This is a genomic window from Enterococcus sp. 4E1_DIV0656, from assembly GCF_002140695.1.
Classification (GTDB): domain Bacteria; phylum Bacillota; class Bacilli; order Lactobacillales; family Enterococcaceae; genus Enterococcus_D; species Enterococcus_D entomosocium.
Genome location: NZ_NGLF01000001.1, coordinates 628,066 through 644,068, shown reverse-complemented (window position 1 = coordinate 644,068; position 16,003 = coordinate 628,066). Strand labels below are relative to the sequence as shown.

The window sequence follows — 16,003 nt, the reverse complement described above, 5'->3', positions numbered from 1 at the left end:
ACAGCCTTCCAAGCTGTTGTCGCGAGTTCGATTCTCGTCACCCGCTTTAGCTTTTATTTTTTGGGGCCTATAGCTCAGCTGGTTAGAGCGCACGCCTGATAAGCGTGAGGTCGATGGTTCGAGTCCATTTAGGCCCATCAAAATGTAGTCATACATTTGGGGAAGTACTCAAGTGGCTGAAGAGGCGCCCCTGCTAAGGGTGTAGGTCGGGAAACCGGCGCGAGGGTTCAAATCCCTCCTTCTCCGTTTTTTTATTGGTCCGTTGGTCAAGTGGTTAAGACACCGCCCTTTCACGGCGGTAACACGGGTTCGAATCCCGTACGGATCATTTGTTACTTTTGGAGGATTACCCAAGTCCGGCTGAAGGGAACGGTCTTGAAAACCGTCAGGCGGGTAAAACCGTGCAAGGGTTCGAATCCCTTATCCTCCTTAACTGTCTCTTTTGTTGCGAGCAAAAGAATCACAGTCCTTTAATTACTGAAAAGTAATTACTTATCGCGGGATGGAGCAGTCTGGTAGCTCGTCGGGCTCATAACCCGAAGGTCGTAGGTTCAAATCCTGCTCCCGCAATCGCTTTGTTTAACGGCAAAGCAGCAATACAAAGCTTCTGGTTTGGTAGTTCAGTTGGTTAGAATGCCTGCCTGTCACGCAGGAGGTCGCGGGTTCGAGTCCCGTCCAGACCGTTGTTTTTGGCTCGGTAGCTCAGTTGGTAGAGCAATGGATTGAAGCTCCATGTGTCGGCAGTTCGATTCTGTCCCGCGCCATAGGAATGCGGGTGTAGTTTAGTGGTAAAACTACAGCCTTCCAAGCTGTTGTCGCGAGTTCGATTCTCGTCACCCGCTTTGCATTTTTTATTTGGGGCCTATAGCTCAGCTGGTTAGAGCGCACGCCTGATAAGCGTGAGGTCGATGGTTCGAGTCCATTTAGGCCCATTACATTTTCAAACTGGTCCGTTGGTCAAGCGGTTAAGACACCGCCCTTTCACGGCGGTAACACGGGTTCGAATCCCGTACGGATCATGCAAACACTCTTGAGAGTGTTTTTTTATTACCCAAAAATGATCTTTTTTATCATTTTTCAACTACGAAGGGTCAAAATTTGTTATAATCAGTCCGTTGCAAGTTCCCGAAAGGATTCGCAGCTGCGAAGATGCCTTGTAACCGAAACATATATTAGGGGGAATACAAAAATGACAGAGAAACACTTATTTACATCAGAGTCCGTTTCAGAAGGACACCCAGACAAAGTAGCCGACCAAATCAGTGATGCCATCTTAGATGCGTTGCTTGCCGAAGATCCAATGGCTCGGGTTGCTTGTGAAACGTCAGTTACCACCGGATTGGTTTTAGTTTTTGGAGAAATTTCTACTTCTGCTTACGTAGATATCCAAAAAGTCGTCCGTGAAACCATCAAAGAAATCGGCTATACACGAGCAAAATTCGGCTTTGACGGCGATACGGTTGCTGTTTTAGTAGCGATCGATGAGCAATCACCAGATATCGCTCAAGGCGTTGACGATGCTTTAGAAAGTCGCGGAGAAACGGATAAAGAAGATATCGGTGCCGGTGACCAAGGCTTGATGTTTGGTTTTGCCGTTGATGAAACACCTGAATTGATGCCTTTACCAATCGCATTGAGTCATCGGTTAGTCCGTCGATTAGCAGAGTTGCGTAAAAACAATGAACTAAGCTACTTGCGTCCAGATGCAAAATCGCAAGTAACTGTTGAATATGATGATAACGATCAACCACAAAGAGTGGACACCGTCGTTATTAGTACCCAGCATGATGATGCGGCTGATAATGAAACGATCCACCGTGATGTCATTGAAAAAGTGATCAAAGAAGTGATCCCTGCCGATTTTTTAGACGAGCAGACAAAATATTATATTAATCCTACTGGTCGTTTTGTAATCGGCGGTCCTCAAGGGGATGCCGGTTTGACAGGCAGAAAAATCATCGTTGATACTTATGGCGGCTATGCTCGTCATGGTGGCGGTGCGTTTTCTGGAAAAGACGCAACCAAAGTTGACCGTTCAGCCAGCTATGCGGCTCGCTACATTGCCAAAAACATCGTAGCAGCAAAGCTAGCCAAAAAAGTGGAAGTCCAATTAGCCTATGCGATCGGTGTGGCACAACCCGTGTCGATCAGCATCAACACTTTTGGTACAGGAACCGTCAGTAACGATCGCTTGATTCAAGCGGTGCGGGAAAACTTTGATTTGCGACCAGCAGGAATTATTGAAATGTTAGATTTGCGCCGTCCGATTTATCGTCAGACTGCCGCTTACGGACATTTCGGTCGTACAGATATCGATTTGCCATGGGAACGCACCGACAAGGTGGCGGCACTTTTGGCAAGTGTGAAGGATTAAAAGAGGCGACCTCTATTGATGACTATCAATAGAGGTTCTTTTTTTTGGAGTAAAAGGAGGAGTTACATGCGAACCAATGTAAAATTAGTCACTATTGCAGTTTTTGTCGCAACGTTTATGACCGCGATCGAAGGAACGATCATTACGACAGCGATGCCTACCATCGTTAGTTCATTGAAAGGAATCGAGATCATGAACTGGGTCTTCTCGATCTATCTTTTGACCAGTGCGATGTTGACCCCGATCTACGGCAAGTTTGCCGATAATATCGGCCGCAAACCAGTCTTTCTATTTGGTACGCTGCTGTTTATTATCGGGTCGGCGTTTTGTGGGATGGCCAACACAATGTTGACGTTGATCATTGCCAGAGCATTGCAAGGATTAGGCGCAGGGGCCATGATGCCCGTTGCCCTAACGATCATTGCGGACCTGTATCCTGTTGAAAAGCGGGCGAAAGTCTTAGGGCTCAATAGTACTGCTTGGGGGATCGCCAGTGTCGTTGGTCCCTTAGCCGGTGGATTGATCGTAGATACGATCGGGTGGCATTGGATCTTCTTTATCAACGTGCCCATCGGATTAGGGTTGATCGCCTTAATTTGGTTTTATTTTCATGAAGAAAAAAAGGCCTTTGCTGCAGTCAACATTGATTATGCAGGCAGTCTCTTGTTGATGTTGACGTTAGTAGGGCTCCTGCTAGGCTTCCAATTGCTAGGAGATTATGGTGTAAGTCTGCCTGTTATCGGTCTGTTCGTTTTTTCTGTCCTCACGTTTATCGGCTTCATTCGTGTGGAGAAAAAAGCAGCAGATCCGATTATTGATCTGAAGCTGTTCCACTCAAAACTATTTGTGGTGGTCAACATCGTAGCAGCTTTGGCTAGCGGCTTCCTGATGGGGATCGATGTTTATATCCCAATGTGGATGCAAGGGGTCTTAGGCATGAGTGCGGGGATTGGCGGGCTTGTGTTGGCACCGTTGTCGATTTTATGGATGATTGGTTCCTTCTTAGCCAGCCGTTGGTTGACACAACACAGTGTCAGTTGGGTCTTGACGGTTAGCTTAGTGATCACGGCTACCGGTGCCTTGTGGTTGTTTTTGACACCGGCACAGACATCATTCTGGTTGTTCTTGGTGATTTCTTCTATTACGGGCGTCGGATTAGGGGCAACGATGGTGGTTTGTACCGTTACTGCCCAAACCAGCGTTGCACCCACCCAAGTCGGCGTGGCGACTTCTTTCAATACGCTGCTGCGAACGATTGGGCAAACCATTATGGTGGCGGTCTTCGGTATCGTTTTAAACACCAGCAATAGCGTGGGCTTGGCACAGGCGCAAGTCACTGACAGCAGTGTCATGAATCAGCTGGTTGATCCAGCCGCCGCGCGTCAGCTGCCAACAGCCTTATTAGGGCAATTACGGGAGATTCTTTATAGCGGTCTACACTGGGTTTTTGGGATCGGTGTTTTACTCATTGTGCTAGCGATTGGTTTGACCCGCACGATTTCGCGAGAATCTGGTACAATATAAAAAAAGGATCGCAGGTGATTGTATGGCTTTTTTACAAGCAAATATCTATTCAAATGTTCTTGAAATGGAGGTAATGATCGATGTGATCTTGCCTCAAAGTACCAAGAAAAAAATCGGTACGCAAAGCCAATCGACGGGCACAGATCTCCCGGTGCTTTATTTATTGCATGGGATGAACGGAAATCATAGTGTCTGGCAGCGACGGACGTCGATCGAGCGATATGCCGCAGAGTATCAACTAGCGGTCATCATGCCGTCTACTGATCTGGGCTGGTATACCGATACGACCTACGAAATGAAGTATTGGACGTTTATCGCCGAAGAATTACCACAAATTTGTCATGAACTGTTTCCTCAACTGACGCAAAAACGAGAAAAAACTTTTGCAGCAGGTCTCTCGATGGGGGGCTATGGGGCAGTAAAACTTGGGCTGCGCAAGCCTGACCAGTTTGCGGCGGTAGCGTCTTTGTCTGGCGCATTAGCGCTGGCTGAAAGCATGGATTCCTTGCTGCAGCTGCGAAGCCAAGCTTATTGGGAAGGAATCTTTGGCCCTTTAGAGCAATTCAAAGGGTCAGAAAATGATTTGATCCATCTGATTGAGACCATCGATCCAAGCACCGCGCCGTGCTTTTTTATTAGCTGTGGAACCGAGGATCAGCTGTATCCGGCAAGTGAATATGCGGTGGATAAGCTGCAAAAACGCAAACTAGCCGTAACGTTTGAATCGGGAACTGGGGATCATGATTGGAATTTTTGGGATCAATGGATCCAACGAGTACTGCAATGGCTTTTTAGTGAATAAAAAAACCATCAGTCGATCGACACCTTAACGTGCCGAGGACTGATGGTTTTTTCGTTCGATACAAAATAAGATCGGCGGCTGGTTGCGCTGATTGATAAATTGATAGGAAAGGACATTATATTCCTCTTGCGGCAGCTGCTGACAAAAGGAGTGGACTTCTTTCAGCTCTGCTTCGCCGCCAGCGTGTCCATAATAGCAGACGAGGATGATTCTACCTTTCGGGGCTAAACGTGTCAGTAAAGCTTCTAAAGCCGTTTTCGTTGTATCAGGCAGCGTGATGATCGCTTTGTCCCCTTTCGGCAAGTAGCCTAAATTGAAAATGGCGGCGTGAACCGGACCGCTCACAACATCTGCCAACGTCTCATGGCCTTGATGGATCAGCTGGACTTGCGCCAACAGCTCTTTTTCAGTCAAACGTTTTTTGGTGGCTTGGAGGGCTTGTTCTTGAATATCAAAAGCAAACACCTGACCAGTCGGCCCAACTAAGGAAGCCAGTAATTCCGTGTCAAAGCCGTTGCCCATCGTGGCATCAACAGCGGTATGTCCCGGTTGCACAACTTCTTTTAAAAGGGTGTGGCTATAGCGCATGGCGGTCGGCAGCATTGACAAGCTCCTTTCGCACGTTGAATTTCCCTTGATAGGAGTTGCGGCGTAGCATTTCTTGATCAATCTCATTCAAGACTTCCCATTTTTTCAAACTCCACATTGGACCTACCAGAGAATCCCATGGTGCATCGCCTGTCAAGCGATGAATGATGATCTCTGGGGGGATTATTTCTAACTGATCGCAGATCAATGACACATAGGTATCGCGCCGCATCAATTGCAAACGTCCCTCATGATAATCCTGCAGCATCCGAGTATTGCGCATCAAATGCAGCAGGTGCAGTTTGATGCCTTGGATATCAGAATCTTGAATGGTGCGTCGGACGTTTTCTTGCATCATCTCGATCGTCTCGCCTGGCAGGCCATTGATCAAATGGGTACAGACACGAATATTGTGTTTGCGCAGGCTGGCGACGCCGTCTAAGTAGGTTTGATAATCATGGGCGCGGTTGATGGCATTGCTCGTGGTTTCAAAAGTCGTTTGCAGTCCTAATTCGACCCATAAATAAAAGCGTTGATTGAGCTCTGCCAGATAGTCAACGACATCTGCTGGTAAGCAGTCTGGTCGGGTCCCAATGGAGATCCCGACAACACCAGGTAGTTTCAGTACTTGCTCGAAGCGCTCGCGGATCACTGCCACCGGTGCGTGGGTGTTCGTAAAATTTTGAAAATAGACAATGTATTTGTCCACTTGCGGCCACTTTTTGTGCATCATGGCGATCTCTTTTTCAAACTGCTCTGGTAGCGGGGCTTCAGGTGCTACGATCATATCGCCAGAGCCGGACACACTGCAAAATGTACAGCCGCCTTTGGCAACGGTGCCGTCACGATTGGGGCAGTCGAAGCCCGCATCGATGGGAACTTTAAAGATTTTTTCGCCAAATTCTTGCCGCAAAGCAAAGTTCCATGAATGGTATCGTTTGTTTTTATCTTCTGCATAAGGAAATGGATTCATTTTTTTACCTTCTTTTATAATTGTTTACGCGTGAAGCGCCAGACAAAACGTTTTTGCAAGTAGTAAGGGTAGGTCAACAGTAGCCAAGACAGGCCGACACAAAAACCGCCTAACACATCACTGGGAAAATGCACGCCAACATAGATGCGGCTGATGCCGATACAACTGATCAATAGGCCTAACAGAATACGGAGTCCCCATTGCCAAAAAGGCTGCTTGAAGAAAACCGGGACCAAGAAGAGCAATGTCCCATAAAAAACCATACTGCCTGTCGAGTGTCCGCTGGGGAAACTAAAACTTGATTCCGTGACTAAGTGTTCAAGGGTTGGTCGCTCCCGTAAAAAAACCAGTTTGATCAATGGATTAAAGAGCCCGGCAATCCCGATGGTGCCGATACTGAGCCATAGTGCTTCTGTATAATATTTATTGATCACTAAAACGGCTAAAACAGCAAGAAAGAGCAAGATGATCGTGGTAGGATTCGCAAATTTTGTGACCCATAGAAAAAACGGTGTCCAAAACGGATAGCCGGTACGGATGATGCGAGTCAAGGTTTCGTCAAAGGAGACCAACCAAGTAGGATAAAATTTCACGAGATAGCCGAGAAAAACGAACAGCAGTAAAAAGCAACTGCCGGCAAATTGAAAATAAAGTTTTTTATGCATGGAAAAGCCTCGTTTCTAGAGAATTTCTGTCCCTTCAAGCAAAGAGACATCTAGAAGGTATTATAGCATTTATCGCAAGACGGAAAAAGCAGGGAACCATTCAGGGAGCATCCCACTGCCAAGGAATATTTTTCGTTGGGTTAAATACAAACTCTTCATTTCAATAAATGTTCGTTTGATTACAAAGAGTTTACAGTTTCTGAAATCGGCTCAAATACCTTTTATAAATTCTTAAGAAATTGTATACTAAACCTACGTTCACTATAAGGAAAAAACGGAGGAATAACGGACATGAACACGAGTCAATCAAGAAAAGTACATCGTCAAGCAGACCAATCGGGCGATAAGTATCGAGTGATCAAAAAAAGTGCAGTTGTTTTAGGAACGACACTGACTGCTTGCTCTGTTGTAGCTCCATTGGTGTCATCGGTTCAAGCAGAAGCCGTAGAGACCTCGATCGCCCAAGTTTCTACTAGCAATTTTGCCGCGCCGAATACTTCCGCATTTATTGCCGAAATCGCTACTTACGCTCAGCCCGTGGCACAAGCCAACGATTTATATGCTTCTGTGATGATCGCACAAGCCATTTTAGAAAGTGGTTGGGGCCGAAGCAGTTTATCAAAAGCACCGAATTATAATCTATTCGGGATCAAAGGCAGCTACAACGGTCAAACCGTTTATATGAGTACTTTGGAGTACTTGAACAATCAATGGTTGACTATGAATGAACCCTTTAAGCGCTACCCATCATACACGCAATCATTCGAAGATAACGCACGTACTTTACGCTCAACCTCTTTACAAAGCGGCGTTTCATATTATTCTGGCGCTTGGAAAAGCAATACGACTTCATATCTTGATGCAACCGCATGGCTAGCAGGCCGCTATGCGACTGCACCCAATTATGCTTCTTCCCTGAATGCAGTGATCCAACAATTTGGTTTGACGCAATACGACACACCTGCTTCTGGCAATGCCGGTGGTGGTGCCACAGCTAGCGCATCAACCAATACTACGACTACAACGGCGGCTGTCAGCACGAGCGGCAGTCAAACGTATACAGTCGCTTCGGGCGACTCTGTATGGTCGATCGCTAACAAACATGGCATCTCCATGGACCAGTTGCGCAGCTTGAACAACATCAAAAATGATTTTGTTTATCCAGGGCAAACGTTGAAAGTTAACGGCAGCACCCAAAGCACTTCGGCAACTTCTACGGTATCGATCGTCAATCGTAATACTTCAGCAACTACATCAGGCAACACCTATACCGTAGTTTCTGGTGATTCAGTCTGGTCGATCGCCAATAAACATGGGATTTCAATGGATCAATTCCGCAGTTTGAACAATATCAAAAATGACTTTGTCTACCCAGGACAAAAAGTTGTCGTCAGCGGTGGTTCGTCTACGAATACCAGCAGTACCACGACCGTCAGCACTGCATCAACTGCTAGCCAAAGCAGTGGCGGTACCTATACAGTTGCAGCGGGTGATTCAGTCTGGTCGATCGCCAACAAACATGGGATCTCCATGGATCAATTTCGCAGTTTGAACAATATCAAAAATGATTTTGTCTACCCAGGACAAAAAGTTGTCGTCAGTGGTAGTTCCGCAACGAGGACAAGTACAACAACGAGCACGACCGTCAGCAGCCAAACCAGCAGCAGTGCTGCAGGCAACACCTATACGGTGGCAGCGGGTGATTCAGTCTGGTCAGTTGCCAATAAACACGGGATTTCGATGGACCAATTCCGCAACTGGAACAACATCAAAAATGATTTTATCTATCCAGGACAAAAGGTGGTCGTCAAGCAAGGCGGCACAACAGCTACTACCAGCACTTCAGCGACAAATGGTACTTACAAGGTCGCATCGGGTGATTCCGTTTGGGGGATCGCAGATAAGTTTGGCATCACGACGGATCAATTTATTCAATGGAACAATATTCAAAATAACTTTATTTACCCAGGACAAACAGTTAGGGTAAAATAGATTGCTATTCCTAATGATTTTTGTTAGGATAAGTGCAAAGAAACTTTCACGTTTGAGAAGGAATAGTAGAAGTACGGTGGGACTTTTAGAGAGTGCATGGTTGGTGGAAATGCACAGCACACCTTTCGAACTCGTCTTCGAGTGATATCTGACTGAACCTGATTTGGCTAGGCAGATACGGCGATGGCCGTTAAAACATCGAGGTCTGCTTTTTTGAGGAGCAGATAAACTTAGGTGGTACCACGTTGATAACGTCCTATAAAAATCATAGCGATTTTTATAGGACTTTTTTTAAGTTTTGCTGGTTGATTTGACGAGCAAAGCACCAATTTTTAGGAGGAGTCCATCGTGAATTACAATCACAAAGAAATCGAAAAAAAATGGCAAAAATATTGGGCAAAGAAAAATGAGTTCAACACCCATGATGAGCCGGACAAACCAAAATTTTATGCGCTAGATATGTTCCCATATCCATCCGGACAAGGATTACATGTCGGACATCCAGAAGGCTATACGGCAACGGATATCTTGAGCCGCTTCAAACGCAGCCAAGGGTACAATGTACTGCACCCAATGGGCTGGGATGCCTTTGGTCTGCCTGCCGAACAATATGCACTAGACACTGGAAATGATCCAGCGGAATTCACGAAGAAAAATATTGAGACCTTCCGCCGTCAAATCAATGCGCTAGGGTTCAGCTATGACTGGAATCGTGAAATCAATACGACAGATCCTGAATATTACAAGTGGACGCAATGGATCTTTACCAAGCTTTATGAAAAAGGGTTAGCTTATGAAGCCGAAGTTCCGGTAAACTGGGTACCAGAGCTTGGAACTGTGATCGCCAATGAAGAAGTCATTGACGGCAAGAGCGAACGGGGCGGCTATGATGTGATCCGCAAACCGATGCGCCAATGGATGCTAAAAATCACGGCATATGCTGATCGTTTGTTGGACGATTTAGAAGAAGTTGATTGGCCAGAAAGCATCAAAGAAATGCAACGCAATTGGATCGGACGTTCTGTCGGAGCCAACGTAACGTTTAAAGTGGCAGGGATGGAAAAAGACTTTACCGTCTTTACGACTCGCCCAGATACCTTGTTTGGTGCGACCTACGCTGTATTGGCACCAGAACATGAGCTAGTGGCTCAAATCACTACCCCAGAACAAAAAGCAGCCATTGATGCCTATGTAGAAGAAGCATCGAAAAAATCTGATTTGAACCGAACAGATTTGGCCAAAGAAAAAACCGGTGTCTTCACTGGTGCCTATGCCATCAATCCCGTGAATGGCAAAGAGATCCCGATTTGGATCGCCGATTACGTTTTGGCTTCTTATGGAACAGGTGCGATCATGGCGGTTCCTGCCCATGACGAACGTGACCACGAATTTGCCAAAACATTCGGTTTAGAGATCATTCCTGTATTGGCAGGGGGCAACGTGGAAGAATCTGCCTATACCGAAGATGGACTGCATATCAATTCAGACTTTTTGGATGGGCTAGACAAAGAGACAGCCATTGAAAAAATGGTCGCATGGTTGGAAGAAAACCATGTTGGGAAAAAAGAAGTCAGCTATCGTCTTCGCGATTGGTTGTTCTCTCGCCAACGGTATTGGGGTGAACCAATCCCGATCATCCATTGGGAAGATGGGACGACCACAGCGCTTTCTGTAGATCAGCTGCCATTGCGTTTGCCAAAAACCGACAATATCAAACCAAGCGGTACTGGGGAATCGCCATTAGCTAATGTCACGGATTGGGTCAATGTCACCGATCCAGAAACTGGGAAAAAAGGACGTCGCGAAACCAATACGATGCCACAATGGGCAGGAAGCTCATGGTATTTCTTACGCTTTATCGATCCTCATAATAAGTCTGTTTTGGCAGACTATGATAAATTGAAACGCTGGATGCCAGTCGATATTTATATCGGTGGGGCGGAACACGCTGTCTTGCATTTGCTTTATGCTCGCTTCTGGCATAAATTCTTGTATGATATCGGTGTCGTACCAACGAAAGAACCATTTGAAAAATTGTTCAACCAAGGGATGATCCTTGGGGAAAACAATGAAAAAATGTCGAAATCCCGCGGCAACGTCGTCAATCCAGATGATGTCATCAATCAATACGGTGCAGATACTTTGCGTCTATATGAAATGTTTATGGGACCATTGGATGCATCGATCGCCTGGAATGAGAATGGCCTTGAAGGCAGTCGCAAATTCTTGGATCGCGTGTGGCGCTTGATCGTCGATGAAAATGGCAAAATGCGCGACCGCATCACGACATTCAACGATGGAAAATTGTCGAAGGTGTATAACCAAACGGTTAAAAAAGTGACGGAAGATTATGAACAGCTGCATTTCAATACGGCGATTTCCCAATTGATGGTCTTCGTCAATGAAGCGTATAAAGCTGATGCCTTACCTTACGAGTATGTCGAAGGATTTGTGCAGCTATTGGCTCCAATCGCACCACATATCGGTGAAGAGCTCTGGTCGATCCTCGGAAATGACAATGGGATCTCTTATGTGCCTTGGCCAACCTATGACGAAAGTGCCCTAGTGGAAGATGAGATCGAAGTCGTCTTTCAAGTCAACGGCAAAGTTCGTGCCAAAGCAATGGTTCCAGCAGACGCAGAAAAAGCAGTGCTTGAACAATTGGCCCAAGAAAACGAACTTGTCCAAGAACAGCTCCAAGGAAAAACGATCCGCAAAGTGATCGTCGTACCCAATAAATTGGTCAATATCGTTGCAAACTAAACGCTAAAAAAGTAGCTGCCTAACAGGTCAATGGTCTGTTAGGCAGCTTTTTGGTAGCGACAAAGAAAAAAAGTGTTACTGAGTGGTTCTCAGCAACACTTTTTTGTTATTTTTTGCGAATGATCCCATAGAACAAAGCGGCTGTTGCGACCAATGGAATCAAGATCACTAGTAGAAAGCCGTTTGGATACGTAGCGCGAGTGAAAATTTCTGATGAAGCATCACTTCCGCCAAATAGATGATTGGAAATCATGAACTGAGCCATCATAGCAACGATTGCGACAAAACCAATTGCAGCACCAGTACCGACGAATAATTTTTTCTTTGCGTTGTTCATTACATTTGCCCCTTTTATAGTCTCTATGTATCATTATACAAAATTTGGATACGTGTTCAATCTGATTTTGTCAAATAATTGATTCGTAATACACTTGAAATGTTTCTGACATATTTAAGCGCTAAAAAAGCCAAATTTCCGCTTGTTAGCGATCATATTATTCGCTGATCCTCACAGACTCTCGTATAATAAAGAAAGAGAAAAGAAAGAGGGGACTTACATGGAGTATCAATCATTTGAAGGCCAAACGGCTTTTTTTGAAGATTATGCACGGATTGCCAAACCTGGCTATGAAGAAGAGGCAGTCACTGCCGATGTCTTGGAACAGTTGAATCAACAATTAACAGAAGAAGAGCTGTTTTACCGTTTAGCAGCCGAAGATGCCAAAGAAGGGCAAGTCTTTTTGTTTCCTTTCAGCAAGCGAATGTTTACCGAAGACCTTGACGCTGCCATTTCAACAGAATTCCGTTATGATGGCGCACCCTATGTCTATGAGACTTACGAAGACGAACAACCTTAATCACACAGGAAAAAAGCTTTCAGATGATTTAATGGATCATCTGAAAGCTTTTTTTGTTGAGACAACTTGTTGCTATTGGTGCTTGGCTTGCTGCTGCGCTAAGGTCAAGTCACCGATGTAAGGGACTTTTTTTCCAGCGACTTTCAAGTATTGTTCGGCACCTTTGCCCGCAATAATCACGATATCACGACCGTCTGCTTCAGCGATCGCCAATTTGACGGCTTGAGCCCGATCCATCTCATGAATGATGGCAACTTCAGGATTGGTGATAGCATCTGCAATTTCTTTTGCGATCGCAGCTGCTTCTTCAAAATCAGGATCATCGCTGGTCAGGTAGACTTTGTCCGCATATTCTCCTAGCGCTCGTCCCATATCTGCTCGGCGAGATTGGGCTTTTCCGCCAGCACTGCCAGTGACAAAAAGCAGGCGGCCATCTGGGCGTAACTGACGGGCAAGTTCACTTAATGATTGGAAGCTCAGGTAATTGTGGGCATAGTCAACGATCATGACGGCGCCATTTTCTTTTTCTAAAACGATCATTCGTCCAGGGATGATCACTGTCGGCAGGACTTTCTGAGCGTCCTCACGAGAGGCACCCGCTAAGCAGGCAGCCAAAATCGCCGCTGCGGCGTTCTCATGGTTGAAAGAACCTAAGATCCCCAGTTGATATTCACCAGAGACTTGCAAGACATCAGAAGCAGCTGTCAGGGCGAAACTCTTTAGGTCCATTCCTTCTTGGACGACATAATCGGCGTCTGAACGTCCGTAGGTGATATAAGGAACTTGATGGACTTCACAAGTTTCTCGCAGCAAGTGGTAGTGATCGCTTTGACGATTTAAAATCATTTGTTTGCTGTTGCGGATCAGTTCCCGTTTGCAGTAAAGGTAATCATCATAAGTCGGGTGTTCCACCGGTCCAATGTGATCAGGCGAAATATTCAAGAACGCGCCAATATCAAAGGTAATGCCGGCGACCCGTTTAGTTTTATACGCTTGAGAAGAAACTTCCATTACAAGATGGGTCAGGCCGTTTGCAACAGCCTCAGCCATCATTTTATAAAGATCCAGTGTTTCGGGAGTCGTCAACACTGCTTCATTAAAGGTTTTTCCATCGACTGAGTTTTCCTCCGATGAAAAGAATGCTACTTTTTGACCCGTCGATTCTGCTAAAATCGCCCGAGCAAAATAGGCGCAGCTGGTTTTGCCTTTGGTGCCAGTGATGCCGATGGTCACCAGCTGTTCTTGCGGGTTGCCATAAAATGCTTGAGCGATCACTGCCATCGTTTCTCGAATGTCCGTAACAATGATCCCGTAGGTTGCGAAGTTGTCATAAGGTGTTTCTGAAATGTAGCACTGAATGCCTTGATCAATGGCGGCGGCTAGGTAGCTTTCTTTAAAAGAAGCCCCTTTACAGAAAAAAAGCGTTGCCGCATCGGCCGTTCGCGAGTCGTAACTTAAGGAGGTAAAGGCAATATCAGTCATTTCTTGCGGCACGGTATAAACCCAATCAGTGGGGGTAATGATTTCTTTTAATAGGTTTTCCTGCAATAAGAGTTTGCGGATCTGTGGCACGGTAATGAGTTCCTTTTGCATCGTTGTTCTCCTTCATTCCTCTAAAGATTTCTCTTATTATAGCATAACTCCTAAAAACCGCCGTTTAGGAGGGAAAAGTTTTCTTTTTTTTCTTCTTATTTTGAAGAAACTTTAAGATGTTGCAAAAATAGATTGCGACCAACTCTTTTTCGAATTAAAATGGAAGGGATATGTTTGTAGAAAGTTGGAGATAATGGCGATGGATAATCACATGCGTTCAGTGTCAAAAGAATTAACTACACAAGAAAAAATGGCTCAAGGATCTGCTTGGATGACAATGGGCAATATCGGTTCACGTTTGCTTGGCGCGATTTACATTTTACCTTGGTATTATTGGATGGGGGCAAATGCCGATAAAGCAAATGCGTTATTTGGGATGGGCTATAATGTTTACGCCTTATTTTTAATGATCTCAACTGCTGGGATCCCATCGGCAATTGCCAAGCAGATTTCTTTTTATAATTCTCGCCAAGAATACCGCACCAGCCAGAAGCTCTTTTTAAGGGCCTTCCAATTGATGGCAGGCTTTGGCGTGGTGACCGCCGGAATCATGTATTTGGCAGCCCCATGGTTGGCAACGGCTTCAGGTGGCGGGGAAGAATTGATTCCTGCAATGCGCTCATTGAGCATTGCACTATTGGTCTTTCCTTGTATGAGTGTTATGCGAGGATACTTCCAAGGAAACCAAGACATGAAACCTTTTGCGATCTCGCAAGTTGTCGAACAAATCGCCCGCGTCTGCTATATGCTTTTGGCGACCTTCATCATTATGCGGGTTATCGAAGGCGAATACACGGCGGCTGTGACGCAATCGACCTTTGCCGCCTTTATCGGTGTCTTAGCCAGTATTTTGGTTTTAGGCTATTACTTCCAAAAGCAACGGGTACGGATGGACGTCTTAGTCGATATGAGCAAAGAAGAAACCGTGTTGCAAACCAAAGAATTGGTTTTAGCGACCATCAAAGAAGCGATCCCTTTTATTATCGTTGGTTCTGGGATCACGATTTTAAAATTGGTGGATCAATACACCTTTGTGCGGATCATGAGTAGTTTTACTGAATTTTCAAATGATCAGCTCTTAGAATTAATGGCGATTTTCGGTAGCAACCCTGATAAGTTGACGATGGTGGTTATCGGATTAGCTACTTCCATGGCTTCAACAGGCTTGCCTTTGATCAGTGAAGCAGTCGCCAAAAAAGACAAAAAGAACTTAGCTAAATTGATCAGCAATAACTTACAATTGTATTCCTTTGTAATGTTCCCAGCGACCTTTGGGATGATCGTGCTGTCTTATCCCTTATACACCTTGTTTTATCGTCCAGATGCGTTAGGAGCGAGCGTTTTAGTCGCTGCCTGTCTGTCTGGTCTGGTCTTGGGCTTGTTTATGCTTAGTTCTAGTATGCTGCAAGGAATGTACCACAACAAAGAAGCCGTTGTTTTCTTCTTTGTAGGATTGCTGGTGAAGTTGATCCTGCAGTATCCAGCGATTCGGTTGTTCCAAGTTTATGGCCCATTAGTTTCCACGACGATTGCTTTAGGGATCGTCTGCTGGCTGAACATTCGCAAGATGATTCGCAAAGGCCATTTCAATGTAAACTTAACGTTGCGACGGACGTTATTGATTGGCGCGATGACGATCATTATGGTGATCGCAGCGTTGATCGCCCGCCAACTCTTTGGTCTCATCTTTAGCTCGGAAAGAAAAGTCCAAGCCTTTATCTTGAGCTTGCTAGTAGCAGGAGTCGGTGGCAGTGTGTACATCTACATTGCGCTGAAATTGCGTTTAGCTGAAAAACTACTCGGCTCATCAATGGTTCGTTTACGCCAGAAATTACACATCAAATAAAACTAGAAGCAGCCGCTGAGCCTCCT

At 45.5% G+C, this 16,003-nt stretch carries 12 protein-coding genes, 10 tRNA genes, 1 riboswitch and 1 other annotated feature; of the genes, 17 read left to right on the top strand and 5 right to left on the bottom strand.

Features of this window, described 5'->3' with window-relative positions; genetic code table 11:
* Nucleotides 1-63: 63 nt before the first annotated feature.
* The 13 genes from A5882_RS03045 (at nucleotide 64) to A5882_RS02985 (ending at nucleotide 4,700) form a co-directional block, all read left to right on the top strand.
* Nucleotides 64-137, top strand: a tRNA-Ile gene (locus tag A5882_RS03045).
* 21 nt (nucleotides 138-158) lie between these two features.
* Nucleotides 159-246: transfer RNA gene (locus A5882_RS03040), tRNA-Ser, on the top strand.
* A 10-nt stretch (nucleotides 247-256) separates the two neighbouring features.
* Nucleotides 257-328, top strand: a tRNA-Glu gene (locus tag A5882_RS03035).
* A gap of 12 nt (nucleotides 329-340) precedes the next feature.
* Nucleotides 341-430: transfer RNA gene (locus tag A5882_RS03030), tRNA-Ser, on the top strand.
* Nucleotides 431-496: 66 nt separating this feature from the next.
* Nucleotides 497-570, top strand: a tRNA-Met gene (locus tag A5882_RS03025).
* Nucleotides 571-609: 39 nt separating this feature from the next.
* Nucleotides 610-683 (top strand) — tRNA-Asp (locus tag A5882_RS03020).
* 8 nt (nucleotides 684-691) lie between these two features.
* Nucleotides 692-764 (top strand) — tRNA-Phe (locus A5882_RS03015).
* A gap of 7 nt (nucleotides 765-771) precedes the next feature.
* A tRNA-Gly gene (locus A5882_RS03010) sits at nucleotides 772-842 on the top strand.
* Nucleotides 843-858: 16 nt separating this feature from the next.
* Nucleotides 859-932 (top strand) — tRNA-Ile (locus A5882_RS03005).
* Between the two features lie 15 nt (nucleotides 933-947).
* Nucleotides 948-1,019 (top strand) — tRNA-Glu (locus A5882_RS03000).
* Between the two features lie 91 nt (nucleotides 1,020-1,110).
* Nucleotides 1,111-1,192: riboswitch (SMK box riboswitch) on the top strand.
* Nucleotides 1,190-2,374, top strand: coding sequence for a methionine adenosyltransferase (metK, locus tag A5882_RS02995; RefSeq protein ID WP_042890485.1), 1,185 nt, complete (start codon nucleotides 1,190-1,192; stop codon nucleotides 2,372-2,374). It overlaps the preceding riboswitch by 3 nt.
* A 66-nt stretch (nucleotides 2,375-2,440) precedes the next feature.
* A complete protein-coding gene (locus A5882_RS02990; RefSeq protein WP_005233363.1) occupies nucleotides 2,441-3,898 on the top strand; it encodes an MDR family MFS transporter in 1,458 nt (485 codons plus the stop codon).
* Nucleotides 3,899-3,920: 22 nt separating this feature from the next.
* Nucleotides 3,921-4,700 carry an alpha/beta hydrolase family protein gene (locus tag A5882_RS02985; protein WP_086372403.1) on the top strand — a complete coding sequence of 260 codons (780 nt, stop codon included), beginning with the start codon at nucleotides 3,921-3,923 and terminating at the stop codon, nucleotides 4,698-4,700.
* Nucleotides 4,701-4,724: 24 nt separating this feature from the next.
* On the opposite strand, the gene A5882_RS02980 is transcribed toward A5882_RS02985, so the two are convergent.
* The 3 genes from A5882_RS02980 to A5882_RS02970 are packed head-to-tail and all read right to left on the bottom strand — an operon-like array spanning nucleotide 4,725 to nucleotide 6,926.
* Nucleotides 4,725-5,303, bottom strand: a complete 579-nt coding sequence (locus A5882_RS02980; RefSeq protein WP_176273436.1) for a class I SAM-dependent methyltransferase — start codon at nucleotides 5,301-5,303, stop codon at nucleotides 4,725-4,727.
* Nucleotides 5,278-6,261 (bottom strand): TIGR01212 family radical SAM protein, encoded by a 984-nt coding sequence (locus tag A5882_RS02975; protein ID WP_086372402.1) that lies wholly within the window; start codon nucleotides 6,259-6,261, stop codon nucleotides 5,278-5,280. Before A5882_RS02975 ends, A5882_RS02980 begins: the two co-directional genes overlap by 26 nt.
* Nucleotides 6,262-6,275: 14 nt before the next feature.
* Nucleotides 6,276-6,926: a phosphatase PAP2 family protein gene (locus A5882_RS02970; protein WP_086372401.1), complete on the bottom strand. Its 651-nt coding sequence runs from the start codon at nucleotides 6,924-6,926 to the stop codon at nucleotides 6,276-6,278.
* 291 nt (nucleotides 6,927-7,217) lie between these two features.
* Between A5882_RS02970 and A5882_RS02965 the strand changes: the two genes are divergently transcribed.
* Together A5882_RS02965 and leuS are read left to right on the top strand one after the other, a co-directional pair.
* Complete coding sequence (locus A5882_RS02965) at nucleotides 7,218-8,918, top strand: LysM peptidoglycan-binding domain-containing protein (protein ID WP_086372400.1); 1,701 nt, start codon at nucleotides 7,218-7,220, stop codon at nucleotides 8,916-8,918.
* Between the two features lie 42 nt (nucleotides 8,919-8,960).
* Nucleotides 8,961-9,180, top strand: a binding site (T-box leader).
* 86 nt (nucleotides 9,181-9,266) lie between these two features.
* Nucleotides 9,267-11,681 (top strand): leucine--tRNA ligase, encoded by a 2,415-nt coding sequence (gene leuS / locus A5882_RS02960; protein ID WP_086372399.1) that lies wholly within the window; start codon nucleotides 9,267-9,269, stop codon nucleotides 11,679-11,681.
* Between the two features lie 106 nt (nucleotides 11,682-11,787).
* Here the strand turns inward: leuS and A5882_RS02955 are convergent, their stop codons facing one another.
* Nucleotides 11,788-12,018 carry a hypothetical protein gene (locus A5882_RS02955; protein WP_005233376.1) on the bottom strand — a complete coding sequence of 77 codons (231 nt, stop codon included), beginning with the start codon at nucleotides 12,016-12,018 and terminating at the stop codon, nucleotides 11,788-11,790.
* Nucleotides 12,019-12,238: 220 nt separating this feature from the next.
* On the opposite strand from A5882_RS02955, the gene A5882_RS02950 reads away from it, so the two are divergent.
* On the top strand, nucleotides 12,239-12,538 hold the full coding sequence (locus A5882_RS02950; protein WP_008382014.1) for a DUF5960 family protein: 300 nt from the start codon (nucleotides 12,239-12,241) through the stop codon (nucleotides 12,536-12,538).
* Between the two features lie 72 nt (nucleotides 12,539-12,610).
* Here the strand turns inward: A5882_RS02950 and murE are convergent, their stop codons facing one another.
* The gene (murE, locus tag A5882_RS02945) at nucleotides 12,611-14,131 is read right to left on the bottom strand and encodes a UDP-N-acetylmuramyl-tripeptide synthetase (protein WP_086372398.1); all 1,521 of its coding nucleotides are present in this window, start codon (nucleotides 14,129-14,131) and stop codon (nucleotides 12,611-12,613) included.
* A gap of 199 nt (nucleotides 14,132-14,330) precedes the next feature.
* Between murE and A5882_RS02940 the strand changes: the two genes are divergently transcribed.
* Nucleotides 14,331-15,977 (top strand): polysaccharide biosynthesis protein, encoded by a 1,647-nt coding sequence (locus A5882_RS02940; protein WP_008382016.1) that lies wholly within the window; start codon nucleotides 14,331-14,333, stop codon nucleotides 15,975-15,977.
* Nucleotides 15,978-16,003: the final 26 nt, after the last annotated feature.